At 71.5% G+C, this 24,010-nt stretch carries 18 protein-coding genes; 5 read left to right on the forward strand and 13 right to left on the reverse strand.

Annotation, left to right across the window (positions count from 1 at the left end; all coding sequences use genetic code 11):
- The 6 genes from SCA03_RS31910 to eccD form a co-directional block, all read right to left on the reverse strand.
- Window positions 1–343 (reverse strand): hypothetical protein (locus SCA03_RS31910; protein WP_141275801.1); only part of this gene is annotated, 343 nt, incomplete at its 3' end.
- A 107-nt stretch (window positions 344–450) separates the two neighbouring features.
- Window positions 451–1,203: a 4-hydroxy-tetrahydrodipicolinate reductase gene (gene dapB / locus SCA03_RS31915; protein WP_086814474.1), complete on the reverse strand. Its 753-nt coding sequence runs from the start codon at window positions 1,201–1,203 to the stop codon at window positions 451–453.
- Between the two features lie 37 nt (window positions 1,204–1,240).
- Window positions 1,241–2,623, reverse strand: coding sequence for a M16 family metallopeptidase (locus SCA03_RS31920; RefSeq protein WP_030887392.1), 1,383 nt, complete (start codon window positions 2,621–2,623; stop codon window positions 1,241–1,243).
- Entirely contained in the window at window positions 2,620–4,854 is a 2,235-nt protein-coding gene (locus SCA03_RS31925) for a polyribonucleotide nucleotidyltransferase (RefSeq protein WP_030887389.1), read from the reverse strand. Before SCA03_RS31925 ends, SCA03_RS31920 begins: the two co-directional genes overlap by 4 nt.
- Before the next feature lie 285 nt (window positions 4,855–5,139).
- On the reverse strand, window positions 5,140–5,430 hold the full coding sequence (gene rpsO / locus SCA03_RS31930; protein WP_078873849.1) for a 30S ribosomal protein S15: 291 nt from the start codon (window positions 5,428–5,430) through the stop codon (window positions 5,140–5,142).
- Between the two features lie 92 nt (window positions 5,431–5,522).
- Window positions 5,523–7,040 carry a type VII secretion integral membrane protein EccD gene (eccD, locus tag SCA03_RS31935; protein WP_030887385.1) on the reverse strand — a complete coding sequence of 506 codons (1,518 nt, stop codon included), beginning with the start codon at window positions 7,038–7,040 and terminating at the stop codon, window positions 5,523–5,525.
- A 414-nt stretch (window positions 7,041–7,454) separates the two neighbouring features.
- Between eccD and SCA03_RS31940 the strand changes: the two genes are divergently transcribed.
- Together SCA03_RS31940 and SCA03_RS31945 are read left to right on the forward strand one after the other, a co-directional pair.
- Window positions 7,455–11,435: a type VII secretion protein EccC gene (locus tag SCA03_RS31940; RefSeq protein WP_030895066.1), complete on the forward strand. Its 3,981-nt coding sequence runs from the start codon at window positions 7,455–7,457 to the stop codon at window positions 11,433–11,435.
- Window positions 11,436–11,560: 125 nt separating this feature from the next.
- A complete protein-coding gene (locus tag SCA03_RS31945) occupies window positions 11,561–11,794 on the forward strand; it encodes a DUF397 domain-containing protein (RefSeq protein ID WP_030887380.1) in 234 nt (77 codons plus the stop codon).
- Between the two features lie 142 nt (window positions 11,795–11,936).
- On the opposite strand, the gene SCA03_RS31950 is transcribed toward SCA03_RS31945, so the two are convergent.
- The 7 genes from SCA03_RS31950 to eccB form a co-directional block, all read right to left on the reverse strand.
- Window positions 11,937–12,242 carry a WXG100 family type VII secretion target gene (locus SCA03_RS31950; protein WP_030887377.1) on the reverse strand — a complete coding sequence of 102 codons (306 nt, stop codon included), beginning with the start codon at window positions 12,240–12,242 and terminating at the stop codon, window positions 11,937–11,939.
- Between the two features lie 169 nt (window positions 12,243–12,411).
- Window positions 12,412–12,783: a WXG100 family type VII secretion target gene (locus tag SCA03_RS31955; RefSeq protein ID WP_030887374.1), complete on the reverse strand. Its 372-nt coding sequence runs from the start codon at window positions 12,781–12,783 to the stop codon at window positions 12,412–12,414.
- 105 nt (window positions 12,784–12,888) lie between these two features.
- Window positions 12,889–14,073 (reverse strand): S8 family serine peptidase, encoded by a 1,185-nt coding sequence (locus SCA03_RS31960; protein WP_230989049.1) that lies wholly within the window; start codon window positions 14,071–14,073, stop codon window positions 12,889–12,891.
- A gap of 98 nt (window positions 14,074–14,171) precedes the next feature.
- Window positions 14,172–15,992 (reverse strand): hypothetical protein, encoded by a 1,821-nt coding sequence (locus tag SCA03_RS31965; RefSeq protein WP_141275802.1) that lies wholly within the window; start codon window positions 15,990–15,992, stop codon window positions 14,172–14,174.
- A 26-nt stretch (window positions 15,993–16,018) separates the two neighbouring features.
- Window positions 16,019–16,600: a DUF2563 family protein gene (locus tag SCA03_RS31970; protein WP_174864518.1), complete on the reverse strand. Its 582-nt coding sequence runs from the start codon at window positions 16,598–16,600 to the stop codon at window positions 16,019–16,021.
- A gap of 60 nt (window positions 16,601–16,660) precedes the next feature.
- Window positions 16,661–18,013 carry a type VII secretion-associated serine protease mycosin gene (mycP, locus tag SCA03_RS31975; RefSeq protein WP_078875460.1) on the reverse strand — a complete coding sequence of 451 codons (1,353 nt, stop codon included), beginning with the start codon at window positions 18,011–18,013 and terminating at the stop codon, window positions 16,661–16,663.
- 137 nt (window positions 18,014–18,150) lie between these two features.
- Window positions 18,151–19,674, reverse strand: a complete 1,524-nt coding sequence (gene eccB / locus SCA03_RS31980) for a type VII secretion protein EccB (protein WP_086814470.1) — start codon at window positions 19,672–19,674, stop codon at window positions 18,151–18,153.
- 193 nt (window positions 19,675–19,867) lie between these two features.
- Between eccB and eccE the strand changes: the two genes are divergently transcribed.
- From eccE to SCA03_RS31995, 3 genes are all read left to right on the forward strand, one after another.
- Window positions 19,868–21,238 (forward strand): type VII secretion protein EccE, encoded by a 1,371-nt coding sequence (gene eccE, locus SCA03_RS31985; RefSeq protein WP_078875458.1) that lies wholly within the window; start codon window positions 19,868–19,870, stop codon window positions 21,236–21,238.
- The gene (locus tag SCA03_RS31990) at window positions 21,238–21,948 is read left to right on the forward strand and encodes a hypothetical protein (protein WP_030887354.1); all 711 of its coding nucleotides are present in this window, start codon (window positions 21,238–21,240) and stop codon (window positions 21,946–21,948) included. Before eccE ends, SCA03_RS31990 begins: the two co-directional genes overlap by 1 nt.
- A gap of 414 nt (window positions 21,949–22,362) precedes the next feature.
- A partial coding sequence (locus SCA03_RS31995; protein ID WP_269145212.1) for an SCO5717 family growth-regulating ATPase occupies window positions 22,363–24,010 on the forward strand: 1,648 nt, incomplete at its 3' end.

Here is a 24,010-nt window from a genome sequence, read left to right on the forward strand (position 1 = left end):
CCCGCCAGTCGTCCGGCTGCTGCTCGGCCTCGGCCTTGCGGCGGGCGAAGACGGCGTCCGCCGAGTCCCGGTCGATACGGCCGGAGGGGGTGCGCTCCAGTTCGTCCGGCGGCAGGCCGCCCTCGGCCTCCAGCAGGCGCGCGAGCCGGCCCGCGCGCCGTGCGAAGCGCGTGGTGTGCCACAGGAACCAGGCGCCGATGAAGGGCAGTACCAGCACCGCGGCACCGAAGAGCACGGTGACCGCGGTGCCCTGCTTGATGAGCAGCACGCCGCGGCTGCCGACCAGGACGAAGTAGACGACCAGGACGGCGGCCAGAACGAGGTAGGTGAGCTTCGCGCGCATGCTGCCGGCTTTCTTCCGTGTTCCCCGTCGGTCCGGGTCGGTCCGGCTCGGTCCGGATCGGTCCAGCTCGGTCCGGGTCGCAGTCGGTCCGTCGAGGTCGGTCGGGATCAGTCCAGGTCGAGGAAGTTTTCGAGGCCGAAGGTGAGGCCGGGGGTCTCCGGGACCCGGCGCACGCCCAGCAGCACGCCCGGCATGAAGGACGAGCGGTGCAGGGAGTCGTGCCGGATGGTGAGGGTCTCGCCCTCGTCGCCGAAGAGCACCTCCTGGTGGGCGACCAGACCGCGCAGCCGTACCGCGTGCACCGGTACGCCGTCGACATCGGCGCCGCGCGCCCCGTCCAGGGCGGTCGTCGTCGCATCGGGCTGGGCCGGCAGATCGGCGGCGCGCCGGGCCTCCCCGATGAGCTGGGCCGTGCGCGCGGCCGTGCCGCTGGGTGCGTCCGCCTTGTTCGGGTGGTGCAGCTCGACGACCTCGACCGACTCGAAGAAACGGGCGGCCTGCTGGGCGAAGCGCATGGTGAGCACCGCGCCGATGCCGAAGTTCGGGGCGATCAGGACGCCCGTGCCGGGAGAGGCGGCGAGCAGGCCGCGCAGCGTCTCCAGGCGCTCCTCCGTCCAGCCGGTGGTGCCGACGACGGCGTGGATGCCGTTGGCGAGGCAGAACTCCAGGTTGCCCATGACGGCGTCCGGCCGCGTCAGATCGACGGCGACCTGGGCGCCGGCGTCGGTGAGCGTGTTGCGCGGGTCCTCGCTGCCGAGCGCCGCGACCAGCTCCATGTCGTCGGCGCCCTCGACGGCCCTTACGGCCTCGGACCCCATACGGCCCTTGGCGCCGAGGACGGCTACGCGCAACTTGCTCATTGTGCTCGTTCCTTACCTGGTGGGTGGGCGGGTGCCGTCAGGCGACGGCGTCGTGGAGATGGGCCGTCTGGCGGTCGGTGAGCGGGCCGATGGCGGCCAGGGTGGGGCGCCGGCCCAGTACCTCGCGCGCCACCGCGCGGACGTCCTCGGGGGTGACGGCCGAGATCTTGGCCAACATGGCGTCCATGGACATCTGTTCGCCCCAGCACAGCTCGCTCTTGCCGAGCCGGTGCATGAGCGCGCCGGTGTCCTCCAGGCCGAGGACGGTGGAGCCGGACAGCTGTCCGATCGCGCGGCGGACCTCCTCGTCGGGCAGGCCGTGCTGTGCGACGCGGTCCAGCTCCTCGCGGCACAGCTTCAGCACCTCGGGCACCTGGCTGGGCCGGCAGCCGGCGTAGACGGCGAACTGGCCGCAGTCGGCGAAGCCGGAGGTGAAGGCGTACGTGCTGTAGGCCAGGCCCCGCTTCTCACGGATCTCCTGGAAGAGCCGGGAGCTCATGCCGCCGCCCAGGGCGGTGCTGAGCACGGCCAGCGGCCAGCGGCGCTCGTCGTGCCGGGAGACGCCGGGCATGCCGAGCACGAGGTGGGCCTGTTCGGTGGGCCGGTCGAGCAGCTCGAAGCGGCCGCCGGAGCGGATGGTGCGCGTCCCGCCGCGCGGCGCCACCGGTTCCGCGCCCTCGGTGCGCCCCAGGGCGCCGGCGCGTTCGAAGGCGGCGCGGACACGGCGGACGACATCCGCGTGCGAGAGGTTGCCGGCCGCGGCGACGACCAGCCGGGTGGGGTCGTAGTGCTTCTTGTAGAAGCGGGCGACCCGGTCGCGTGTGAGCGCGTTGACCGTCTCCACGGTGCCGAGGACGGGGCGGCCGAGCGGGGAGTCGCCGAACATGGTGTGGGCGAACAGGTCGTGGACGCAGTCCCCCGCGTCGTCCTCGGTCATCGCGATCTCTTCGAGGATCACGCCGCGCTCGGACTCGACCTCGGCCGGGTCGATGACGGAGCCGGTGAGCATGTCGCTGACGACGTCGACGGCCAGCGGCAGATCGGCGTCCAGGACACGGGCGTAGTAGCAGGTGAACTCCTTCGTCGTGAAGGCGTTCATCTCGCCGCCCACCGCGTCCAGGGCAGCGGAGATGTCCAGCGCACTGCGCCGCCCGGTGCCCTTGAAGAGCAGGTGTTCGAGGTAGTGGGTGGCGCCGTTCAGCGCCGGGGTCTCGTCACGCGAGCCGACGTGGGCCCAGATGCCGAAGGTGACGGACCGGACGGTGGGCAGCGTCTCGGTGATGACGCGCAGGCCGCCCGGCAGGACCGTCTTGCGGACGGTGCCCGCGCCGTTCGTGCCCTGTAGAAGCGTCCTGGTACGGGCGACGGCCCGCCGCGCCTGCGGGGCGGGGCGGGCCGTCGTACGGGGCGTACGCGTCACTTCTCGGACTCGTCCTCGCTGTCACCCGCGGCGTCACCGGAGGCGTTCTCCTCCTCGTCCAGGACGGGGATGAGGGAGAGCTTGCCGCGCTGGTCGATCTCGGCGATCTCGACCTGGACCTTCTGGCCGACGCCGAGGACGTCCTCGACGTTCTCCACGCGCTTGCCGCCGGCGAGCTTGCGGATCTGCGAGATGTGCAGCAGGCCGTCCTTGCCCGGCAGCAGCGAGACGAAGGCGCCGAACGTCGTGGTCTTGACGACGGTGCCCAGGTAGCGCTCGCCGACCTCGGGCATCGTCGGGTTGGCGATGCCGTTGATCGTGGAGCGGGCGGCCTCGGCGGACGGGCCGTCGGCGGCACCGATGTAGATCGTGCCGTCGTCCTCGATGGTGATGTCGGCGCCGGTGTCCTCCTGGATCTGGTTGATCATCTTGCCCTTCGGGCCGATGACCTCGCCGATCTTGTCCACCGGGATCTTGACGGTGATGATCCGCGGCGCGTTCGGGGACATCTCGTCCGGAACGTCGATGGCCTCGTTCATCACGTCGAGGATGTGCAGCCGCGCGTCCCGGGCCTGCTTGAGGGCGGCGCCGAGCACGGAGGCCGGGATGCCGTCCAGCTTGGTGTCCAGCTGGAGGGCGGTGACGAACTGCTTGGTGCCGGCGACCTTGAAGTCCATGTCGCCGAAGGCGTCCTCGGCACCGAGGATGTCGGTCAGCGTCACGTAGTGCGTCTCGCCCTCGATCTCCTGGGAGATCAGACCCATGGCGATACCGGCGACCGGGGCCTTGAGCGGCACACCGGCGTTCAGCAGCGACATCGTCGAGGCACAGACCGAGCCCATGGACGTCGAGCCGTTGGAGCCCAGAGCCTCGGAGACCTGGCGGATCGCGTAGGGGAACTCCTCGCGGGTGGGCAGCACCGGCACCAGGGCGCGCTCGGCGAGGGCGCCGTGGCCGATCTCGCGGCGCTTCGGGGAGCCGACGCGGCCCGTCTCACCGGTGGAGTACGGCGGGAAGTTGTAGTTGTGCATGTAGCGCTTGCGGGTCACCGGCGAGAGGGTGTCCAGCTGCTGCTCCATGCGCAGCATGTTCAGCGTGGTGACGCCGAGGATCTGCGTCTCGCCGCGCTCGAACAGGGCCGAGCCGTGCACCCGCGGAATGGCCTCGACCTCGGCGGCCAGCGTGCGGATGTCGGTGACACCGCGGCCGTCGATGCGCTTCTTCTCCTTGATGACGCGCTCGCGCACCAGGGTCTTGGTGAGCGAGCGGTAGGCGGCGGAGATCTCCTTCTCGCGGCCCTCGAACTGCGGGAGCAGCTTCTCGGCGGCCAGCGCCTTGACGCGGTCCAGCTCGGACTCGCGCTCCTGCTTGCCGGCGATGGTCAGGGCCTGCGCCAGCTCGTCGCGGACGGCCTCGGTGAGGGCGTCCAGCACGTCGTCCTGGTAGTCCAGGAAGATCGGGAACTCGCCGGTGGGCTTGGCGGCCTTGGCGGCGAGGTCGGACTGGGCCTTGCACAGCACCTTGATGAAGGGCTTCGCGGCCTCCATACCGGCGGCCACGACCTCCTCGGTGGGGGCCTCGGCACCGCCCTTGACCAGCTCGATGGTCTTCTCGGTCGCCTCGGCCTCGACCATCATCACGGCCACGTCGCCGTCGGGCAGCACCCGGCCGGCGATGACCATGTCGAAGACGGCGTCCTCAAGCTCGCTGTGCGTCGGGAAGGCCACCCACTGGCCCTTGATCAGGGCGATCCGGGTGCCGCCGATCGGGCCGGAGAAGGGCAGGCCGGCCAGCTGCGTGGAGCAGGAGGCGGCGTTGATGGCGACCACGTCGTACAGGTGGTCGGGGTTGAGCGCCATGACCGTCTCGACGATCTGGATCTCGTTGCGCAGGCCCTTCTGGAAGGACGGGCGCAGCGGCCGGTCGATCAGGCGGCAGGTGAGGATCGCGTCCTCGGAGGGCCGGCCCTCGCGGCGGAAGAAGGAGCCGGGGATCTTGCCGGCGGCGTACATCCGCTCCTCGACGTCGACCGTGAGGGGGAAGAAGTCCAGCTGGTCCTTCGGCTGCTTCGAGGCCGTGGTGGCCGACAGCACCATCGTGTCGTCGTCCAGGTAGGCGACGGCGGAACCGGCGGCCTGCTTGGCCAGGCGGCCCGCCTCGAAGCGGATGGTGCGGGTACCGAAGGCGCCGTTGTCGATGACCGCCTCGGCGTAGTGGGTTTCGTTCTCCACCAGGAATATCTCCTCGTTCGTGTCCGCTGCTTCGTCGTGCGGCGGACTCTTGCGGCGGAGCGCTCCCCATGCGGGCCGGTCTTCGATCGAAGCACCCGGAACACTGCTGTCCGGGGGCCACTACCGAGGACCGGCGTCGGGCGGGCGCGCCCCTGCCTCGTACTGTCGTGGGGTTACACCTCGCGTGACAAGACTACAAAGCTTCGCCGACACGTGAGATGTGGCCGTACTGCGGTACGGCGAAGGGAGCGGCCCCTTGCGGGAACCGCTCCCTTTCGTCAGCTGCTAGCGGGCGCCGGCCGCACCGCGGCGGATGCCGAGGCGCTCGACCAGCGTACGGAAGCGCTGGATGTCCTTCTTGGCGAGGTACTGAAGCAGCCGACGGCGCTGGCCGACGAGCAGCAGCAGACCGCGGCGCGAGTGGTGGTCGTGCTTGTGGGTCTTCAGGTGCTCGGTCAGGTCGCTGATGCGGCGCGAGAGCAGGGCCACCTGGACCTCGGGGGAGCCGGTGTCGCCCTCCTTGGTGGCGAACTCGCTCATGATCTGCTTCTTCGTCGCGGCGTCGAGAGAGGACACGCGTACTCCTTGGGTTCGGGCCGCCGAGCGCCCCTGGTCTTCCTCGCAGGGGATTCTTCGATACTCGACGAGCCGGTACAGGGTACCAGCGGTCAACTGGTCAGACTCCGGGCGGCCGAGTAGACGTCCATGACGGCCAGGCACAGCGGAACCAGTGTGAGCAGCACGAACGTCTCCAGGATCTCCAGGAAACGTCCCCAGAAGGGGGTCACTCCGCGTTCCGGAACGCTCAGTCCGATCCCGGTGACGAGGATCGCCGCACCGGCCAGCGCGGCGCTCAGCCACACGGTGCGCAGGGCGCCCCCGTCGGCCGGGAAGTCGCCCGCGAGCCCGACGCCCAGCAGGACGAGCGCGACCAGGCCGGCGATCAGCGCACAGCCCACCTGCGAGGCGTACCGGAAGAGCCGGGCGCGCAGCAGCATGGCGCAGCCGGTGGCCAGCGCCAGCAGCCGGCCCCAGCCGTTGCCGCTGAGGCTCAGTACGGCGGTGGAGACGGCGACCACGGCGGCGCAGCCGCCGACGAGCCCGACGAGCAGTTCGTGGCCGCGCCGCGCCTGCTCGGCGATGCGCTCGGCGTCGATGGGGCCCTGCGTCTCGGGGGTGACGTCCGGGTCGGCCGTGTAGTCGCTGTAGTCGGTCATCGTCGTACGCGTCGTCTCGAAGCCGATGGGCAGCCGGGCGAAGCGGGTCGACAGGCCGGGCAGGAAGGCGAGCAGGCCGACGGCGACCGGGGCGCAGATGGCGGCGGTCTCCACGGGCTCGATGTCGGTGACGATCGCGATGAAGGTGATCAGGGTGCCGACGGTGGAGGTGAAGGCGCCCGCGACGAACGGTCCGTCGCCCTGCGGGGTGAGGGCGACCAGCACACAGGAGGCCAGGAGGACGGCCACGCAGCCGAGCAGGAACTGCAACCGTCCGATGCCCTGGCCCGCCTCCAGGGGGAGCAGCCCGCTGCCGGCGACCAGCATGTGCGGCAGCCCGGCGAGGCCGAGGGCGACCGAGGTGGGCCGGTCGCCGTAGACCCGGGCGCGGACGGCGGAGAGCGCGACGAGCAGGACTCCGGTGACGCCGGCCAGCACTCCGGCGAGGCCGTGCATGTCGTGCCGCACCGGGTCGGAGAACCACAGCACGACGGCCATGAGGAACAGCAGCACGCTGCCGCCGATCAGCCCGGCGGCACGCATCATCCCGTCGTTCCACAGGGCGCGGTCGCGGGTGACGGCGGAGGCGACGGCGTCCGAGACGTCGTCGAAGACGGCGGGCGGCAGCGAGTCGGCGAACGGGCGCAGGCTGAGCACCTCGCCGTCGAGGATGCGCTGGGCCAGGAACGAGCGGGAGGAGTCCAGCACGGTGCCGTCGCGCCGCACCAGGTGGTAGCCGACCGGGGCGCCCTCGGCCGGGCTCTGGCCGGACAGCCGGAGGATCTCGGGGTACAGGTCGGCCACCGGGATGTCCTCGGGGAGCGCGACGTCGATACGGCTGTCGGGCGCGACGATCGTCACCCGGCAGAATCCGGTGTCCACGGCGGCCGGGACCGGCCCGGGTGCCGTGCTCCCTCCGGCCGGCCCCCTGCCGGATCCGGCGGGAGCAGCGGAAGCCGTCGTACTCACCTGTGTGTCCCCCTTGACGCCTGCTCGGGCTCGGATGGTCGCCACGCCGGGCCGGCCGGTGCCCCGTGCGGCTCCGGCGGCGCCACGCGACGGACTGCCGGCTTCGTGGTGCGGGAAGGCGGCGGCTCCGCACGGGTGTCCCGGAACGCTCGGTACACCGGGCCTCGCGGTCACGCCGGTAGCGCGCGACACCCTACCGCTCCCCGTCAACCGGGCGTACCACTAGGATCGCCAGCCGCGGAGGGGGAACGGCGCCACGGCGCCGACGCCGGACCATCGGGGGTCGGCTTCTTCTGTTCCGTCCGGAACGTCCGGCCGGAGACCCTGTATGACGGGCCGTCAGGCCACGGACGGGGACCGGACCGCACGGGCAATGAGGCAACACGAGGGAACTCGAAGGGGATCGGTGCGCCAGTGACCCAGATCGTCGTCAAGCGTCCGCCCCGGGCCCTGCCGGACGAGGTGCCCGGTGAGGAGCTGCGGCTGGAACCGCCGCCCGAACTGCCGCGCGGACAGCAGGAAGGCGCGCTGTTGCAGGTGCTGCCGATGCTCGGCATGGGCGGCTCCAGCATGTTCTTCCTGATGCCCGGCAACAACGCCCATCCGATGATGCGCATCATGGGCGTGCTGATGCTGGCGTCCACCGTGGCGATGGTCATCGTCTCCGTGATCCGGATGCGGCGGGGCACCCAGGGCGAGTTGGCGCAGACGCGGCGCGACTACATCAAATACCTGGCACAGACGCGGCGCACCGTGCGCAAAACCGCGCTCAAGCAGCGGGACGCGCAGTTCTATCTGCACCCCTCCCCCGATCAGCTGTGGTCGCTCGTCGCCGAGGGCAGCAGGGTGTGGGAACGCCGCGCCCAGGACGCCGACTTCGGACAGGTACGCGTCGGGCTCGGCTCCCAGCAGCTGGCCACACCGCTGGTGGCGCCCGAGACCGCGCCGGTGGACGAGCTGGAGCCGCTCTCGGCCGGCGCCATGCACCAGTTCCTCAACACGCACGGCACGCTCGACGGGCTGCCGATGGCGGTGTCGCTGCGCGCCTTCTACCACGTGACCGTCAGCGGGCACCCCGAGTCCGTCCACTCCTCCGCCCGCGCCATGCTGTGCTCGCTGGCGGCGCTGCACTCGCCCCAGGACCTCGTCGTCACCGTGGCGGCCGGCCGGGACAGCTACGAGCAGTGGGACTGGGTCAAGTGGCTCCCACACGCGCAGGCCAGGGACGCCGGGGACGGCGCCGGGTCCCGGCGGCTGATCGTCGGGGACGCGCTGGAGCTGGAGGAGCTGCTGGCCGGACAGCTGGAGGGCCGCCCCAGGTTCAACGCCACAGCTGAGCCGCTGCTGGAACAGCCGCATCTGCTCATCGTTCTGGACGGCACGTCCGTGCCGCCGGGCGCACTGCTGTCGGCGCCCGAGGGCCTCCAGGGCGTGACGGTTCTGGAGATCGTGCCGGGCGACATCGACGGGCCGCGCGGCGGCCTGTCCGTCGTCGTCACCCCGCGCTCGCTGCGGCTGGAGTCGGGCCAGGGGCTGGTCTACGACGGCGCACCCGACGGGCTGTCCTACGAGGCGGCCGAGGCCGTCGCCCGGCAGCTGGCGCCGCTGCGCATGGGCTCCGGCGGCGAGGACGACGAACCTCTGCTGGCGAAGCTGGAATTCACCGATCTGCTGAACCTGGGCGACCCCGCCTCGATCGATGTCACCCGCAGCTGGCGGCCCCGCTCGCAGGCGGAGCGGCTGCGGGTGCCGATCGGTGTCGGCGAGGACGGGCAGCCGGTCATGCTCGACCTGAAGGAAGCGGCGCAGGACGGCATGGGCCCGCACGGGCTGTGCGTCGGCGCCACCGGCTCCGGCAAGTCGGAACTGCTGCGCACCCTGGTGCTCGGGCTCGCGGTGACGCACTCCTCCGAGACGCTGAACTTCGTGCTCGCCGACTTCAAGGGCGGCGCCACCTTCGCCGGCATGGCACAGATGCCGCACGTCGCCGCCGTGATCACCAACCTCGCCGACGACCTCAGCCTCGTCGACCGCATGGGCGACTCGATCCGCGGCGAACTCAACCGCCGCCAGGAGATGCTCCGCGACGCCGGCAACTACGCCAACATCCACGACTACGAGAAGGCGCGCGTCGCCGGGGCGCCCCTCGACGCCATCCCCTCACTCGTCCTGGTCATCGACGAGTTCAGCGAACTGCTCACCGCCAAGCCCGACTTCATCGACATGTTCATCCAGATCGGCCGGATCGGCCGGTCGCTGGGCGTGCATCTGCTGCTGGCCTCGCAGCGGCTGGAGGAGGGACGGCTGCGCGGTCTGGAGACCTATCTGTCCTACCGCGTGGGTCTGCGCACCTTCTCGGCCGCCGAGTCCCGCGCCGCCCTCGGTGTGCCGGACGCCTACCACCTGCCGTCCGTCCCCGGCTCCGGCTACCTGAAGTTCGGCACCGACGAGATGACCCGGTTCAAGGCCGCCTACGTCTCCGGCACCTACCGGCCCGCCGGCGGCCTCGGCGGGAACGACGAGCTACCCGCCGTACGGACCACCGGACACCGCAGGCCCGTGCTGTTCACGGCCGCTCCCGTACCGATGCCCCGGCCCGACCCCGACGCGGTCCCCGTGCCCGCACAGCCCGGCCCCGCCGACGACGACGCGCTCGCCGACACCGTCCTCGACGTCGTCGTCCGCCGGCTGGAGGGCCAGGGCACACCCGCTCACCAGGTGTGGCTGCCGCCGCTGGACACCGCGGCGCCCCTGGACGAGCTGCTGCCCGGCCTGGCGCCCGTCGAGGGGCGCGGCCTCACCGTGCCCGGCCACCCGCAGCTCGGGCAGCTGGTGGTGCCGGTGGGCCTCGTCGACAAGCCCTTCGAACAGCGGCGCGACCCGCTGTTCCTGGACTTCTCCGGCGCCGCCGGCCACATGCTGATCATCGGTGGTCCGCAGTCCGGCAAGTCCACCCTGCTGCGGACCCTCATCTCCGCCTTCGCGCTCACCCACACTCCCTCCGAAGTGCAGTTCTACGGGCTGGACTTCGGCGGTGGCGCACTGTCCGCGATCGCCGACCTGCCGCACGTCGGCGGCACCGCCTCCCGGCTCGACCCCGAACGGGTGCGGCGCACCGTCGCCGAGGTCTACGGCATCCTCAACCGGCGCGAGGAGTACTTCCGCGCGCACGGCATCGACTCCATCGCCACCTACCGCCGTCGGCGCGCCCGCGGCGAGATCACCGACCAGCCCTGGGGCGACGTCTTCCTCGTGATCGACGGCTGGGGCAACTTCCGCAACGACTACGAGATGCTCGACGGCATCGTCCACGACATCGCCGGCCGCGGCCTCGGCTACGGCGTGCACGTCGTCGTGACCGCGGCGCGCAGCATGGAGGTGCGGGCCGCGCTCAAGGACCTGCTGATGAACCGCCTGGAGCTGCGCCTGGGCGACACCATGGACTCCGAGCTCGACCGCAAGGTCGCCGCCAACGTCCCGCCCGGCGTGCCCGGACGCGGCCAGACACAGCAGCACCTGCACTTCATGGCCGGCCTGCCCCGCCTCGACGGCGTCGGCACCGACGAGGAGCTGTCCGACGCCACAGCACAGCTGTGCAGCACCGTCGGCGCGCACTGGGACGGCCCGCCCGCGCCCGCCGTGCGCCTCCTCCCCCGCGAGCTGGACGCCGCACAGCTGCCCGGCGGCGGGGAACACCCCGACCGGGGCATCGCCTTCGCCCTCGACGAGAACAACCTGGAGCCCGTCTTCGTCGACTTCGAGACCGACCCGTTCTTCCTCGTCTTCGGCGAGAGCGAGTCGGGCAAGACCGCACTGCTGCGGCTGCTCACCCAGCAGATCAGCGAACGCTACGGCCCGGAAGAGGCCAAGATCGTCGTCGGTGACTACCGCCGCTCCCTGCTGGGCGCCGTCCCCGAGTCGCATCTGCTGGAGTACGCGCCCATGTCCAACGCCATGGAGGCGCACATGACCGCGCTGCGCGATCTGATGGCGCGGCGCGCCCCGGCGGCGGATGTCACCCCACAGCAGTTGCGGGACCGCAGCTGGTGGTCCGGCCCGAAGATCTTCATCGTGGTCGACGACTACGAACTCGTCGCCACCTCCAGCGGCAACCCCCTCGGCGAACTGACCGAACATCTGCCGTTCGCCCGCGACGTCGGCGTGCGCTTCATCATCGCCCGCAACTCCGCGGGCGCCGCCCGCTCCATGTTCGAGACGTTCATGACCCGCCTCAAGGAACTCGGCGCCCAGGGCGTCGTCCTCTCCGGCGACCCCTCCGAGGGCGACATCCTCGGCAACGTCCGGCCGCGGCCCATGCCGCCCGGCCGCGGCTTCTTCGTCTCCCGCAAGCGCGGTGCGCCCCTCGTCCAGGTCGGCTGGACACCCGACAGATGAGCCCGTCCCCCGGCCGTGGCCGCGCAATTGGACCGGCCACCCGCGGGCTGGGAACATCGGCACACGACCAAGGGGCCCGCGACGACGCCGTCCACGGCCCGTACACAAGGGGAGGAACCGCGCCGATGGGCACTCAGCAGGAGAAGGACGAGCTGTACGCGATGGACATCTCGGACGCCGTGTGGGAGAGCGCGCCCGGCACCGAGGAGGACGAGGAACGCGTCGAGATCGCCCACCTGCCCGGCGGAGCCGTCGCCATGCGCAACTCCAAGGAGCCGGAGACCGTGCTGCGCTACACCGAAGCCGAGTGGCACGCGTTCGTCCTCGGGGTGCGCGACGGGGAGTTCGACATCGCCTGATCACCGCCTGATCACCGCCTGATCACCGCCTGACCGCCGCCCGGCCGGCGGACGGGCGCGCACACGGCACCGGGGTGGGCGCCTCCCGCGCGCACCCACCCCGGTGTCGTGATGCCGTCTTCTCAGCTGCCGCCGCTTCCGGTCACTGCTGGAAGAACTTGGCGGCCCTCCTGTCCGTGCCCGAGTAGTGATCGCTGGAGTTGCGCACCTCGTTGGCGATGACGATCAGCCGGTTCTGGAGGTCGTTGGCCTTGGCGTCCCAGGCCCTCTGCACGGTGTCGTACGCCTCCTGCGCGTCACCGGCCCAGACCTCCAGGGCGGAACGGATCTTCGCCTGAACCGCGTCCAGGTCGGCACGGAGCTGGTTCGCCTCCGTGGTGATGGCCGAGGCAGCGGCCTCCAGGCTGGAGTACCGGACTTTCAGGTGGTCGCCGTCATTGGCTCCCATGAGCGCTCCTTGATGTGTACGGATATGAACGGAAGGACGGAAGGGGCACCGCCGGTGCCGCGAGGCAGGCCGTGCCCGACGGGCCCTCCACGGCAGCCACGCCGGAGAACGGCTCGCCGGACGGCGCGGCCGCATCCCACGGCCCGGCCGCCGGACACCGGCCGGCCGGTCAGTACTGCGCGATCTTCGACGCCCAGCCCTGCGACCCGGAACCGCCGAGGTCCATGCCCTTCATGTCGTCGCTCACGAGCTTCCGCATGCCCTGCGCGACGATGTCCTCGTTGGAGCCCTTCGCCTTGACGGTGGCGTCCATCGCCTCCGTGAAGCCGACGAGAAGCCTGTTCAGGTACTTCATGTCGTTCTTCACGCCCTCTTGCACGACATCGAAGGCCCCACGCCCGATGCCCTGCCACTGCCCTTCCAGGTTGTTGATGAGGGTGTTGAGCTTGTTCACCCGCCCCTGGATGGACTCGAACATCCCACCCAGGTCCTCCTTAAGCTTCAGGATTTGACTGTCACTCAATTCCTGGCGGTCGCCCATGGATACCTCCTCGGTAATCGCTACATGCGCTCTCTTACAGCGCCTTACTGGGTCCTGTCCCGGACCCCGTGATGCGGTTCCGTTGCCGGACTTCCGCCGCGCGGATCAGCCGCGCCGGGACCGCAGCGCGAGAAAGGCTCCCCCGCCGAGAACCACGACTGCGCCGACCGCCCCCGCGGCGATCCACACCGTCGAATTCCCGTCGCCTCCCCCGTCGTTGCCGCCGGACGCCGAGTCTGCCACCTTCACCTTGTCAGGGGCACCGGCTTCCGCCGACCGGGAGGGCTCGGACCCCGACTCGCCCTTCCCGTCACCCGTGGACTTGCCGACGCCGTCACCCGGCGTGCGCGTCTTGACCCCCGTCAGCGGACTGACATCCGGCGGCCCCGGATCCCCCTTCCCCTCCAGAAGATTCACCCGGGGACGAACAGCACCACGGCCGACATACGTACTGCTGGAGTCCTTGTCCTTCCAGGTACGACCGGCGGTGTCCAGCAGAACCTTCAGAACCTGATTCGCCGTCCATGTGGGGTGCTTGGACCAGATCAGGGCGGCGGAGGCGGAGGTGATGGCTGTGGCGGCGCTGGTGCCGCCGCCGGAACAGTACGCACTTCCGCCTCCATCACACTTGCCAGGAATGTCCTCACTGCCTGGCGCGGCGAGATCGACGTTCTTCCCGTGGTTGGAGAAGTCGACCACCTCACCGGACTTGTCGACAGCCGCGATTCCCGCAACTTCCGGGTCGGCTGCCGGCCACTGCGAGGGATTTCCCTTCTTGGCCTCATTGCCAACACCCGCAAGAAGGATCTTCCCCTTCCGGCTTGCGTATTTCAATGCGTCGATGAGGCCTTGATCCGAGAATCCAGCGAATGACATGTTGATGATTTGTGCGTCACTGTCTGCAGCGGCCCTGATGGCCGCTGCCACGTCGCTACGCTTTCCGGGCATCCCCCCCAAAGGGATGCGCATGGGGATGATACGCGCGTCCGGAGCAAGCCCTTTCAACGAGCCCTTCGCGCCTGAACCTGCGATCAGTTCAGCCATGGTTGTGCCGTGGCCGTCAGGATCAGTCGTCTCATCTCCTTGAGCGTCCGAGAAGTCACGCCCCGGGAGGAGCTTGCCCTTCAGTGCGCGAGAGGACTTATCCACTCCGGAGTCGATCACAGCCACCTTGACGCCCTTGCCAGTGCTGACTTTCCACATTTCGTCAGCCTGCATGGAATCGAGGTACCACTGCTTTTCGCTCGCCCCGGCCGCGTACGATGCGGGGGCGGCCCCGACAAGCAGCATGCCCCAAGTGAGAGCCCCCGCGGCAATCGCAAGGCTTAGTCGCCCGGTTCGCGCGGCCCGGCCCGTACCAGTCATCGCTGGAACTTCCATTCTCGGAGTCATTCGTTTACCGGTGGCGTGCCATCGCCACGTCGTCCCGTGTCCCGCGACTCGTTCTCTGACGCATCCCAGTCCTCACGGGGGTTCCGCTTTCTCTGGCCGCGGCGAGCACCAGCCGTGCCAGTGGTCTCGCTGCTGTCGTACCCGGGGTCTTCCCTCACCAGGCCAGCGCCTCCCCGGGAAAAACCCTTCCGTCCACGGCGCTTGGGAGAATCTTCCCGCGGGACTCCCACCACGCCTCCGGGAGCCGAGGCGCCCCGCCGTTTCCCGCCAGTGCTTTTGCGGGCCTCTGCTTGGCCGCCGGCCGCCCCACCGACGCCAGGAACCCCCGCACCACGCCGCCCACCTGTGCCGGTGGCCGACTCACCGCCGACCACCGTGCCGCGAGGGATGCCCCTGGCGGGAGTTCCGTCGCTCTGCCTGGGCGTCCCTCCTACGATCCCACCCGGTCGAGAAGCCCTTGCGGATCCCGTGCCGCCGGTCCTCCCGCTGCCGGACCCGGCGCCGTTGCCGTGCCCGCCGGGGGGCACTCCCATCATTCCGGGCCGACCACCAGCCTGGCCGGTGCCCTGCGGTCCTCCACGAGACGGCTCCCCCACCGGCCCGCCGACCGCCTTGCTCACCGGCCCCGGCCGCCCTGTCGGAGGGGAGTTGGGGCCTCTGCCACCGGGCGACGGCGGCAGGATTCCCGGGCGACCGGTGATGGGCGGTGTGCCCGGGGTCCGGCCCGTCACGGGCGGGGACTGCATCTTGCCCAGCACGGGCGGGGCCACCGGTGGTGGAGTTCCCCCTTGCCGCAGCGGAGGCGTCCCACCGACGGGATCCGTGGTGGGCGGGGTGTTGGAAAGCTGATGGTTCTCGGAGAGCGGCGGTGCGACGTTGTCGATCTCGGTGCCCACGTGAGAGTCCGCAACGCCTGGCACACCCGGCTTGAGATTCGGCGTGCTGTCGGGCTGCCCTCCAGTCCCACCAGCGACGTCGAACTTGTCCGGACTACCAGCGCCAGGACTGGTGCTCCTGGCAAGCAGGCCCCCCGGCCCACTGCCTGTCACGGCCTGTGAACCACCCCCGGACTTGCCCGGGTCGACACCATCGAACGGCGGCGGCTGCGGAACTCCCACATTCGGCATCGCCTCGAACGCCGGCCGGTTCTGGTACGCCTGCTGGATGTAGTCGTGCGAAACGGAGTAGTAGGACGCCAGCTTGTTCAGCTGGGTGATGGCTTCCTGCCGGTCCGCCTCGTACTTCTCGTCCTTCTTCTTGGCGCCCTTCCCGCTCTTTCCGCCCTTGGGACCGTCCTCCGGCTTCTCGCTTCTCGGCAGCGTCGTCACATATTTCTGGACCATGCCGAGGCCGACGCCCGCCGCCTTGACCTGAGTGCCGACGGTGGCGACGAAATCGCCGAGGCCCTTGGTGTGGTTGCCCAGACGGTCGCCCCACTCGCGGAAAGAGCTCGCCGCCTCGCCGTCCCAGTGGACGTCGCTCACATGCTTCTTCAGCTCGCTGCCGGCGCTCTTGAGCCGCGCGGCCGCGCTCCACAGGGCGTTGCCGACGTCCTCCAGGTCCTGCGGCTTGGCATCCTCCACGAGGTCGATGAGGTCGTTGAGTTCGCACTCGTCGAATGCGGTGCCCGGCATCAAGGACTGCAGCAGCGGGCTGATCATCGAAGGGACGCGGCTCAGGTCGTACTGAAGGCTGATGCCCTGTACCTGGGGGTCGACATCCGGCTCCCCCATCTTCGTCATTTCTTTCGGCGAGTATCCCGAGCCGTCCGGGTTTCCGCTCGGCTCCTTGCCCTTCGCTCCGCCCTTGTCGCTCACGTGCCCTCCCTTCTACCGTTGCTGGATCAGAAGTTGACCGATGTCTTCTTGTTGTGCTTCGGCTCGTCGTGCTCCGGCTTGCCGTGCCCGTCCTTCTGTTCCGCGCGCTGCCGTTCCACTTCCCGCTGCCGCTCCAGCTCTTGCGCCCTGCTTTGGATCTCCCAGAACCTGCGCTGCTGGTCGACTTCGAGGTTGTCGAAGCCGATGTCCGCCGCGTGGACGGCGATACCGATCGCTTCGATCTGCTCGCCGACCGTCCGGGAGAGCGTCAGCAGTTCGGTGTGCACCATGGTGTACGCCTTGTAGAGGCTGTCGGCCTCTTTGAAGTCGACGCCGAGCCCGCTGAGCGAGGTCCTGGTGATCTCCTGCCACGCCACGGCTTTCGTCGCCGCGGGGCTGTCCTCCAGGTCGCGCAGGATGGCGTCGACCTTGCGCTTGAACTTCCGCAGTTCCTCGGCGCCCTTCTCCAAGTCCTTCTTGGGAAGGGCGTTCCCCCGGTGTCTGTCGACCGTGTAGCCCATCTCGAAGCAGCCCCCTCCGCCCTCGCGGTCCCCGTTGCGCTCCGTACGCGCCGTGTAACTGTAGTCGCAGCATACGACTGCGCGCATCGAACATGAGCACCCGTCAGTTCGAAACGGTCGCCCCGGGCCCGCTGACCGGCCTCTCCGTCATCGACCGGAGGCGGCCGCTCCGCGCCTGCGGCGCCAGTCGCGGCAGATCAGCGAGGTGCCGATGACGACCGCGACCGAAGTACCGCCACCTACAAGGACGTAGGTGGCAAGCCGCTCGTTCCGCTCCTGTTCGGTTTCGCCCAGTACAAGTTTCGCAGGTTCCGGCTTCTTCCCGCTCGTCAGCCCCTCCTTCGCCACGGGCTGTTCGATCCGCTCGTCGTCCTCGGTCAGCGCCCGCACCGGGTCGACGACGCCCCAGCCGACGAGCCGGTCGTGGCCTGCCACGGACCGCTCCGCCGTCTGCTCGATCTGGGCGACGATGTTCCGCTGCGTCCAGCGGTCGTCGCCGCTGTTGTGCTTGGCCCGCAGCAGTGCGGCGACGCCTGCCACATAAGGGGCGGAGAAACTGGTCCCGTTGTCCGCGCAGTGTCCGCCCTTGGGCACGGTGGAGATCATGTCGACCCCGGGTGCCGCGACGTCCACGAACTCGCCGGACTGCGAGAAGGGCGCACGCTCGTTGTTGCGGTCGGACGAGGCGACGGCCAGCACGCCAGGGAAGGAGGCCGGGTAGGTCTCCTTGACGTTGCCGCCGAGCCCGTCGTTGCCGGCCGAGGCGACGACGACCACGTCCTGGGCGAGCGCCCGGTTGACGGCGGCCTTCAGCACGGAGTCCGGCTTCAGCGCTTCCGCGGTGTCCTGGGAGATGTTGATGACATCTGCGTGCACCTTCACCGCGTAGTCGATGGCCCGCGCGAGCGACTCTGCTGTGCCGCTGCCGTTGGCGTCGTTCTGCTTGATGGGGATGATCGTCGCCTTGGGCGCGAGACCGACGAAGCCGGTGTCGTCGGCGGGGCGGGCGGCGATGATGCCGGCGACCTTCGTGCCGTGGCCCACCGTGTCCGTGGTGCCGTCGGCCTTGCCGCGCGGCTGGGCGCGCCCGTACTCGTCCTTCTTCGGCTTCTTGGGGAGCAGGTTCTTGCCCAGGCTCGGGTCGACGGCGTCCTTCAGCTGTTCGTGCTCGACGTCGACGCCCGTGTCGATGACGGCGACCTTGACCCCGGCCCCCTGACCGGTGCCGCGCCACAGCTCGTTGAGCAGCACCCGCTGGAGCGACCAGGGGCGGCCCTTGTACGGCTCCGAGGGGAAGTTGCACTGTGTGGAAGCCGCGGCCGCGGCCGGTGCGGCGGCGGGGAGCGTCAGGCCGGAGGCGAGCACAGCTGTGGCCGCCGCGACGACGCCGGTGCGCCGCAGGGCCGTGCGTGCCCCCGCTGCCGGGTGGCGCGGCGGACGGGCAGGCGTGCCGGCCCGTGTCCGCCTCCGGGCGGCCGGCCCGCCCCGCGTGCGCCTCATGTCCCGCTCCTCCTCGCGTCCTGCGTGGGTGTCCGCATGTGTGTGTCCGCGTACGTGTCCGTCGTACCGTCGTGTGCCGCCGTGCCGCCGCCGCTGGCAGCTGTGGCGGTGCGGTGGTGTTCGTGCCTGCCGGGCCGTCAGGAGCCCTGCGGCTGGCGTGCGCTGCCCGTCGACAGCCGGGGCCCGGTGGGCAGGAAGTCCGACCACTCGGCGGGCACCGGCACCGGCTTGACGCCCTCGTAGCCGAGCCTGCGCTGGGCGTTGGAGCCCTCCTGCTGCTGTTGGTCCTTTTTCTTCTTGCTGCTGTCCTGGCCGATGCCGGCGTCGTCCTGGGAGCTGTCGGTGTTGGACTGCATCGCGTAGCGCAGCCCGGTGTCGGTGACGAGGAAGACGCCGCCGGTCTTGGTGTCGCGGCCCTTGACCTGGCGGAAGAGCTGGCCCGTCCCCGGGGTGACGTAGGCGCTGGTGGAGCCGGCCGGGATCTGTTCCGGGAAGTCCTCGCCCGACCAGGTGCTGAGCGTCGTCGTGCCGCTCTTGCCGTTGACGTGCCGCAGTACGTTGCACGCCACGTTGCGGTGTCCCTTGTCGGGGTTGGCCGAGTTGATCGCGTGCCCCTTCTCCTCGGGCCACTTGAGGGAGCCGCCGAACCACTGCTTGGTGGGGGAGATGGCGCCCGGGTTCACGTCGATGGGCCGGCTGCCCTGCCCGACGGGCAGCAGCTGGCGTGAACTCAGCAGCAGCTGTGCCATGAAATCGCTGACGGGCATGACCCGGCCCTGGAGAACGACGTACTGCTGCTGGTGGTTTCCGGAGGGCGCGCGGAGCACGGTGCCGATCCTGTCGAGGCGGTCGTCGAGCCCCGGGACGCCCGCGGAGCCGCCGATGTCCCCCTGGAGCCTGGGGAACTGGATGGTGCGGCCGGGGTGCAGGGTGGCGAGCCAGGCGCGGGAGACGCGCTGTGGTGTGCGGTTCTCCGCGAGGACCCGCAGCAGCAGTTCGTCGTCCTGGACCTCGTACCGCCAGCCCTTCTTGTCGACGACGTACATCCGGTCGTCGGGGCCCTGGACGAACAGCAGCTCGCCGCCCTTGAGCCGGTTCTTCCCCTCGACCTTGCCCTTGTCGCGGTCGGCGAGGACGAAGGCGGCCTTCTGCACGGCGCGGCCGCCCTCGCCCGGGCGTTCGCAGACGGCCCAGCGCTTCTGTTTCGACGCCTCGTCGGGCTCCGGGAGCCGGTCGGGCGCGTACGGGATCCCGAGGGTGGCCCCGTGCGGGATCTTGCCGTTGTCGAGCACCTTCTCGTCGACCTTGACCACCTCGCCCTTGCCGGGGTCGAGGATCAGCTTGGCGGAGGCCAGGTTGAGGACGGGGTGCAGCTGCTTCTCGCCGTCCGTCTTCAACACCACGTACCGGGTCGTCGACTTGGACCCGATGATGACCTTCTCCGCCGTGCTGTCCCATCCGTTGGGCGCCTTCGGCTTGAACATGCCCCACGCCCCGAACCCGGCCAGGATGAGCGCGCCCACGACGATGCCGGGGACGATCCCGCGCACCGGACGCGGAGCGCCCTCTTCCGTCCCGGTGGGTGAGGGCTGGAGGAACGCCGACACCAGGCGCTTCTTCGCGAAGGTGTAGGCGTTGAGCTCGTCGCGCCGTGATGCCATCGGTGAAAGCCGCTCCCCTGCCGTCCGGTGGTCCCCGCTGCCGCCGGTTCCCCTGTTGTCCGGGCCGCCCGATTGTCGGACCGGCCCCCTACTATGCCGGTTGGGGGTCGGGCCGTGCCGCTCCGGTAGGGTGATCCGCCGCCCAACGCCCCGCACGGCGAGGGCGAATTCGGACATGAGGGGGCCTTCCGGAATGGGATCTGCGACGCGGACGCGGAGCGTCCAGGGCGCTGCGAACCGCCCTGGGCGGGGCGCGGCACGGCGTGCGGGCTCCGCCACAGCGCCCGCCCGCGCTCCGCACGCGCCACCCCCGTCCGTCTCGTTGCGTACCGAGTCGCGGACGAGCCGGCTGGGCCCTCTGCATCTCCAGCAGCTGGTGCTGCTGGAACTCGCCGCCGCCGTGCTGCTGGTGGCGGCCGCGGTCGACCGGCTGATGCTGGTGCCCGGTGTCGTGGTCGCCGGTCTGCTGGTGGTGCTGGCGCTGATGCGCCGCCGTCAGCGTTCCGTCAGCGACTGGGCGGGCACGCTGCTGGCGCTGCGGGCCCGCCGCCGTGCCGCGGCGCTGCCGCTCACGGCGGCGATGGCGCTGGACGAGCGGGGCGAGCGCGTCGACGCCGGTTTCCTCCCCGTCGTCGAATGCGCCCCGGGGCTGCGCACGTACGCGTACCTGGACGCCAAGCGCCGCTCGATCGGCATGGTCGGTGACGGCGGCTTCCTGACGGCGCTGGTGCGGCTGGAGGCGGCGCCCGGTGCGCTGCGTCCGGCCTTCGGCGCCCGCGCCCTGCCGCTGGGGCTGATGCAGGACGCGCTGGACGTGGACGGCATCGCCCTGGAGTCGGTGCAGGTGGTGCAGCACGTCCAGCCGGCTCCGGCGCCGCATCTGCCCGAGCAGTCGGTGGCGCGCACGAGCTACCGGCCGCTGCACGAGCAGACGGGCGCGCCCGCGCTGCGGCTGACGTGGGTGGCGCTCAAGTTCGACCCGGAGCTGTGCCCGGACGCGGTACGGGAGCGCGGCGGCGGCCTGCTGGGCGCACAGCGCTGTCTGCTGCGGGCGGCGGACCATCTGGCGAGCCGGGCCACGGGCGCCGGCTTCGTCGCCACGGTGCTGAACGAGGCCGAGCTGATCTCCGCCGTCGCCACCTCGGCGTGCGTCAGCCCGGCGGCGACGGCGCGCGCGAGCAGGCCGGACGCGGCCCCGGCGCGGCGCACCGCCGAGTCGTCCCGGGTGTGGCGGTGCGACGACAGGCTGCACACCACCTACGCCGTGGGCCGCTGGCCGGAGCTGGGCCGCTCGGCGCAGCCGCTGCCCCGCCTGGTGCGGCTGCTGACGTCCGTCCCCGCGTTCACCACGACGTTCAGCCTGACGCTGGGCCGCTCCTCGCGCCGCGGCGCCGTGACGGTCGGCGGACACGTCCGGGTGACGGGCCGTTCCGAGGCCGAACTGACCGGCGCGCGGCGGCATCTGGAGGGCGCGGCGCGCCACGCGCGCCTGGGGCTCATACGGCTGGACAGGGAGCAGCTGCCGGGCGTGCTCGCGACGCTCCCGCTGGGAGGCATCCACTGATGGCATCGCGACCGACTTCGGCGCGCGCGCTGCTGGGCCCGCGCCGCACGGCTCACGTCCTGTCCGCGGCCCAGGTGGGGGCGCTGGCGCTGCCCCTGGGGGACGACGGCGTGGTGGTCGGCGACGACACCGGCGGCCGCCCCCGCATCGTCGGCTTCCACCACCCCTCGGCGTTCAACGCGGTGCTCATCGGCGGGCTGTGGACGGCCCAGGTGCTGGCGCTGCGCATGGCGGGCACGGGCGCGCGGGTGGCCGTGGAGACGGGCCGGGCGCAGGTGTGGACGAATCTGGTGCGTGCGGCGGGCGCGGGCCAGGAGTGCATCGCGCTGTACGACGTCGGCCGGGTGCCGGCGCTGGGCCCCACGGTGAGCAGCCCGGTCGTGGTCATCCGCGACTGCGGAATGCGCCCGCCCCGCGGCAGGGTCTCGTCCATGCCGTGGCAGGCGGTGCTGACGCTGCTGCCGTATCTGAGCCCGGTCGCACCGCGGCTGCTGCGCGCGGCCGACCTCGCGGGCATCCAGCGGGTCTCCCCGGACGAGGCCGCGCAGTTGGGCCGTCTCGTACAGCTGCCGCAGCAGGACGTGGACGCCCTGCCGACGCTGGGCGACGGCTGGACCCTCTGGTGCACGCGCCGCGAGCGGCAGTACGCCATGACGCAGCCGACGGACGCGGAATCCGGGCTCCTCGGCATGCCCAGACGGCTCGACTGACGGCCGCCCGCCGGACGTTCGGGCACCGGCGCCGGACTCCGGCGCCGGGTTCGTCCGGCCACCGCCGGGACGGCGCCCGCCGCTTCCGTGCTCTCGCGCGGTCCGGCACCGGCCACCGTCGCCGCCTTGTCGGCGTGGCGACGGGAGGCGGTGCGGAAAGCCTGCCGGAAGGGTGACGGAAGCGTGCGGAACGCCAACGGCGGCTGTATGCGGGGGCGTTCACGGGCATCCCATCGAGCGCATCCGCTTGCGTCGTCGGGGAGCGGGATGGAGGGTTTTCCACAGGCCCGTTTCTCTACGGTTCCGGCGGCGGGACCAGCCTCCCACGGCGGTTGTTGTGATGATTAGGCTGGACTGACGCGCGTGGGCAGGCGCGTGGTTTTTCGGGGTGAAATGACCACAGCAGGAGGCAGTGTGAGCAGCGATCGGGACGAGATCCGCGTCGGCGGGACCATGCCCGGTTCCGATCGGCTCGACGCGGATGCCGAGTCCGAGCAGGAGACGGAATCCACGGGCCAGTTCACCATCGATTACACCCCTCCCGCCTGGTACACGCAGGAGGCCGGGAGCACGCCGGGCGGTTCCGGTGAGTTCCCGGGCGCCGCGGGCGAGTTCAGCGCCCCTCCCGCCCCGTCGGGCACGCCCTACCCGCCGTCGGGCGGCGCCTCCGATGCGCCTGCCGCGACCGGCGCCGCTACCCCGCCGTCTCCGGACGCCGCGCCCGACCTGCCTGCCTTCCCGTCGCTGAAGCCGTACCGCGCGCAGAAGGCGGAGGACGGCGCGGCACCGGCCGAGCCCCACCGGCCGCACGAGCACGACCGGCACCCCGACGGCTCCACCGGCTCCAACAGCCCCGCCGGGACCGCGCGTTCCGCAGGCTCCGAGCGCCCCGGGGACGCCACGGACGGCGGGAGCGACAGCGACGACGGCGACGCGCACGCGTTCGCGGAGCCCCTCGGCCCCGACTCCTTCGGCGCCGCCGCCTTCGGCCCCGAGCCTCCGGCGTGGTCGGCGGCCCCCCGCCGCCCGGCCTCCGCCGACAGCAGCGGCTCCGCCGGCGCCCGCACCGACTTCGGTGCACAGGCCCCGGCAGGCCGCGAGGCCCCCGCAGCAGACGTCCCCGGCACCGGACAGCCGGGCGCCGAGGAGGCCGCTGCCGCCGCGACGTCCGCGCGGGACACGACCGCTCCCGGTACGGAGCCCGCGGACGAGGACGAGGACGGGAGCGCCGAAGGCGCCCGGGGCGCCGGGGACATCGAGGACGGCACGACGGTGCGTTTCTCGGCCGCGGCGCTGCGCCGTGAGATCGCGCAGTACGCGGCCGAGGGCAAGGAACGCAGCGCACGGACGGCCGACGGCCGCGACGACGAGCCGGACGCCGGACGCGACGCGCACGCCGCACGCGCGGGCTCCGGCTCCGGCGAGCAGGGAGAGCCCGGCGCCACCGACCGGCCCGAACAGCCGGGCGGGGACGGGGAGTCGGCGGGGTCCGCCGAGCCGGCGCGTCCGGCACCGTCCGGTGCCGCCACGTTCACCCTCCGCCGCATCGAGCCGGACGGCCCCGTGCCGGGCGACTCCGATGTGCCCGGTGCCTCCCGCGAACCCGACGCGTCCGGGGCCCCCGAGGCGTCCGAGACGTTCGACGGCCCCACCGGCTCGGCCACCTCCGCCGGTTCCGGCAGCTCCGCAGGCGCCGACGACGCCGACAACTCCGACGACGGGGCGCGGTCTTCGACGGCGCGGTCCGGCGCGGGCCCGGACGAGCCCCGGACCGGTGCGGAGGAGCGCCGGAGGGAGCCGCAGGACGCCATCCCCGCCTCCTACGACTTCGACCTTCCCGCGCCGTCCCCCGGGAGCGCCCCCGCGGAGCCGCCGCCACCTCCCGCACCCGAGGAGACGGGCCCGCGGGACGCCGTCCCGCCGCACCCGCTGACCCCGTCCGCGCCGCAGCAGGCGCCGGCGTGGCCCGCGGACCCGCAGCCGGAGAGCGCCCCGGGCGGCGCGGCCACCGCAGACGCAGCAGGCGCGGCGGGAGCGGAGGGTGCGTCCCCGCTCCCGCCGC

This window comes from Streptomyces cacaoi, assembly GCF_006539165.1.
Classification (GTDB): Bacteria; Actinomycetota; Actinomycetes; order Streptomycetales; family Streptomycetaceae; genus Streptomyces; species Streptomyces cacaoi.

Coding starts and splice junctions, on each gene's coding strand:
- eccB (WP_086814470.1), bottom strand. CDS start 19,674: ATGGCATCACGGCGCGACGAGCTCAACGCCTACACCTTCGCGAAGAAG.
- dapB (WP_086814474.1), bottom strand. CDS start 1,203: ATGAGCAAGTTGCGCGTAGCCGTCCTCGGCGCCAAGGGCCGTATGGGG.
- SCA03_RS31970 (WP_174864518.1), bottom strand. CDS start 16,600: ATGCGCGCAGTCGTATGCTGCGACTACAGTTACACGGCGCGTACGGAG.
- SCA03_RS31990 (WP_030887354.1), top strand. CDS start 21,238: ATGGCATCGCGACCGACTTCGGCGCGCGCGCTGCTGGGCCCGCGCCGC.
- SCA03_RS31950 (WP_030887377.1), bottom strand. CDS start 12,242: ATGGGAGCCAATGACGGCGACCACCTGAAAGTCCGGTACTCCAGCCTG.
- eccE (WP_078875458.1), top strand. CDS start 19,868: ATGGGATCTGCGACGCGGACGCGGAGCGTCCAGGGCGCTGCGAACCGC.
- SCA03_RS31960 (WP_230989049.1), bottom strand. CDS start 14,073: ATGCTGCTTGTCGGGGCCGCCCCCGCATCGTACGCGGCCGGGGCGAGC.
- SCA03_RS31955 (WP_030887374.1), bottom strand. CDS start 12,783: ATGGGCGACCGCCAGGAATTGAGTGACAGTCAAATCCTGAAGCTTAAG.
- mycP (WP_078875460.1), bottom strand. CDS start 18,013: ATGAGGCGCACGCGGGGCGGGCCGGCCGCCCGGAGGCGGACACGGGCC.
- SCA03_RS31945 (WP_030887380.1), top strand. CDS start 11,561: ATGGGCACTCAGCAGGAGAAGGACGAGCTGTACGCGATGGACATCTCG.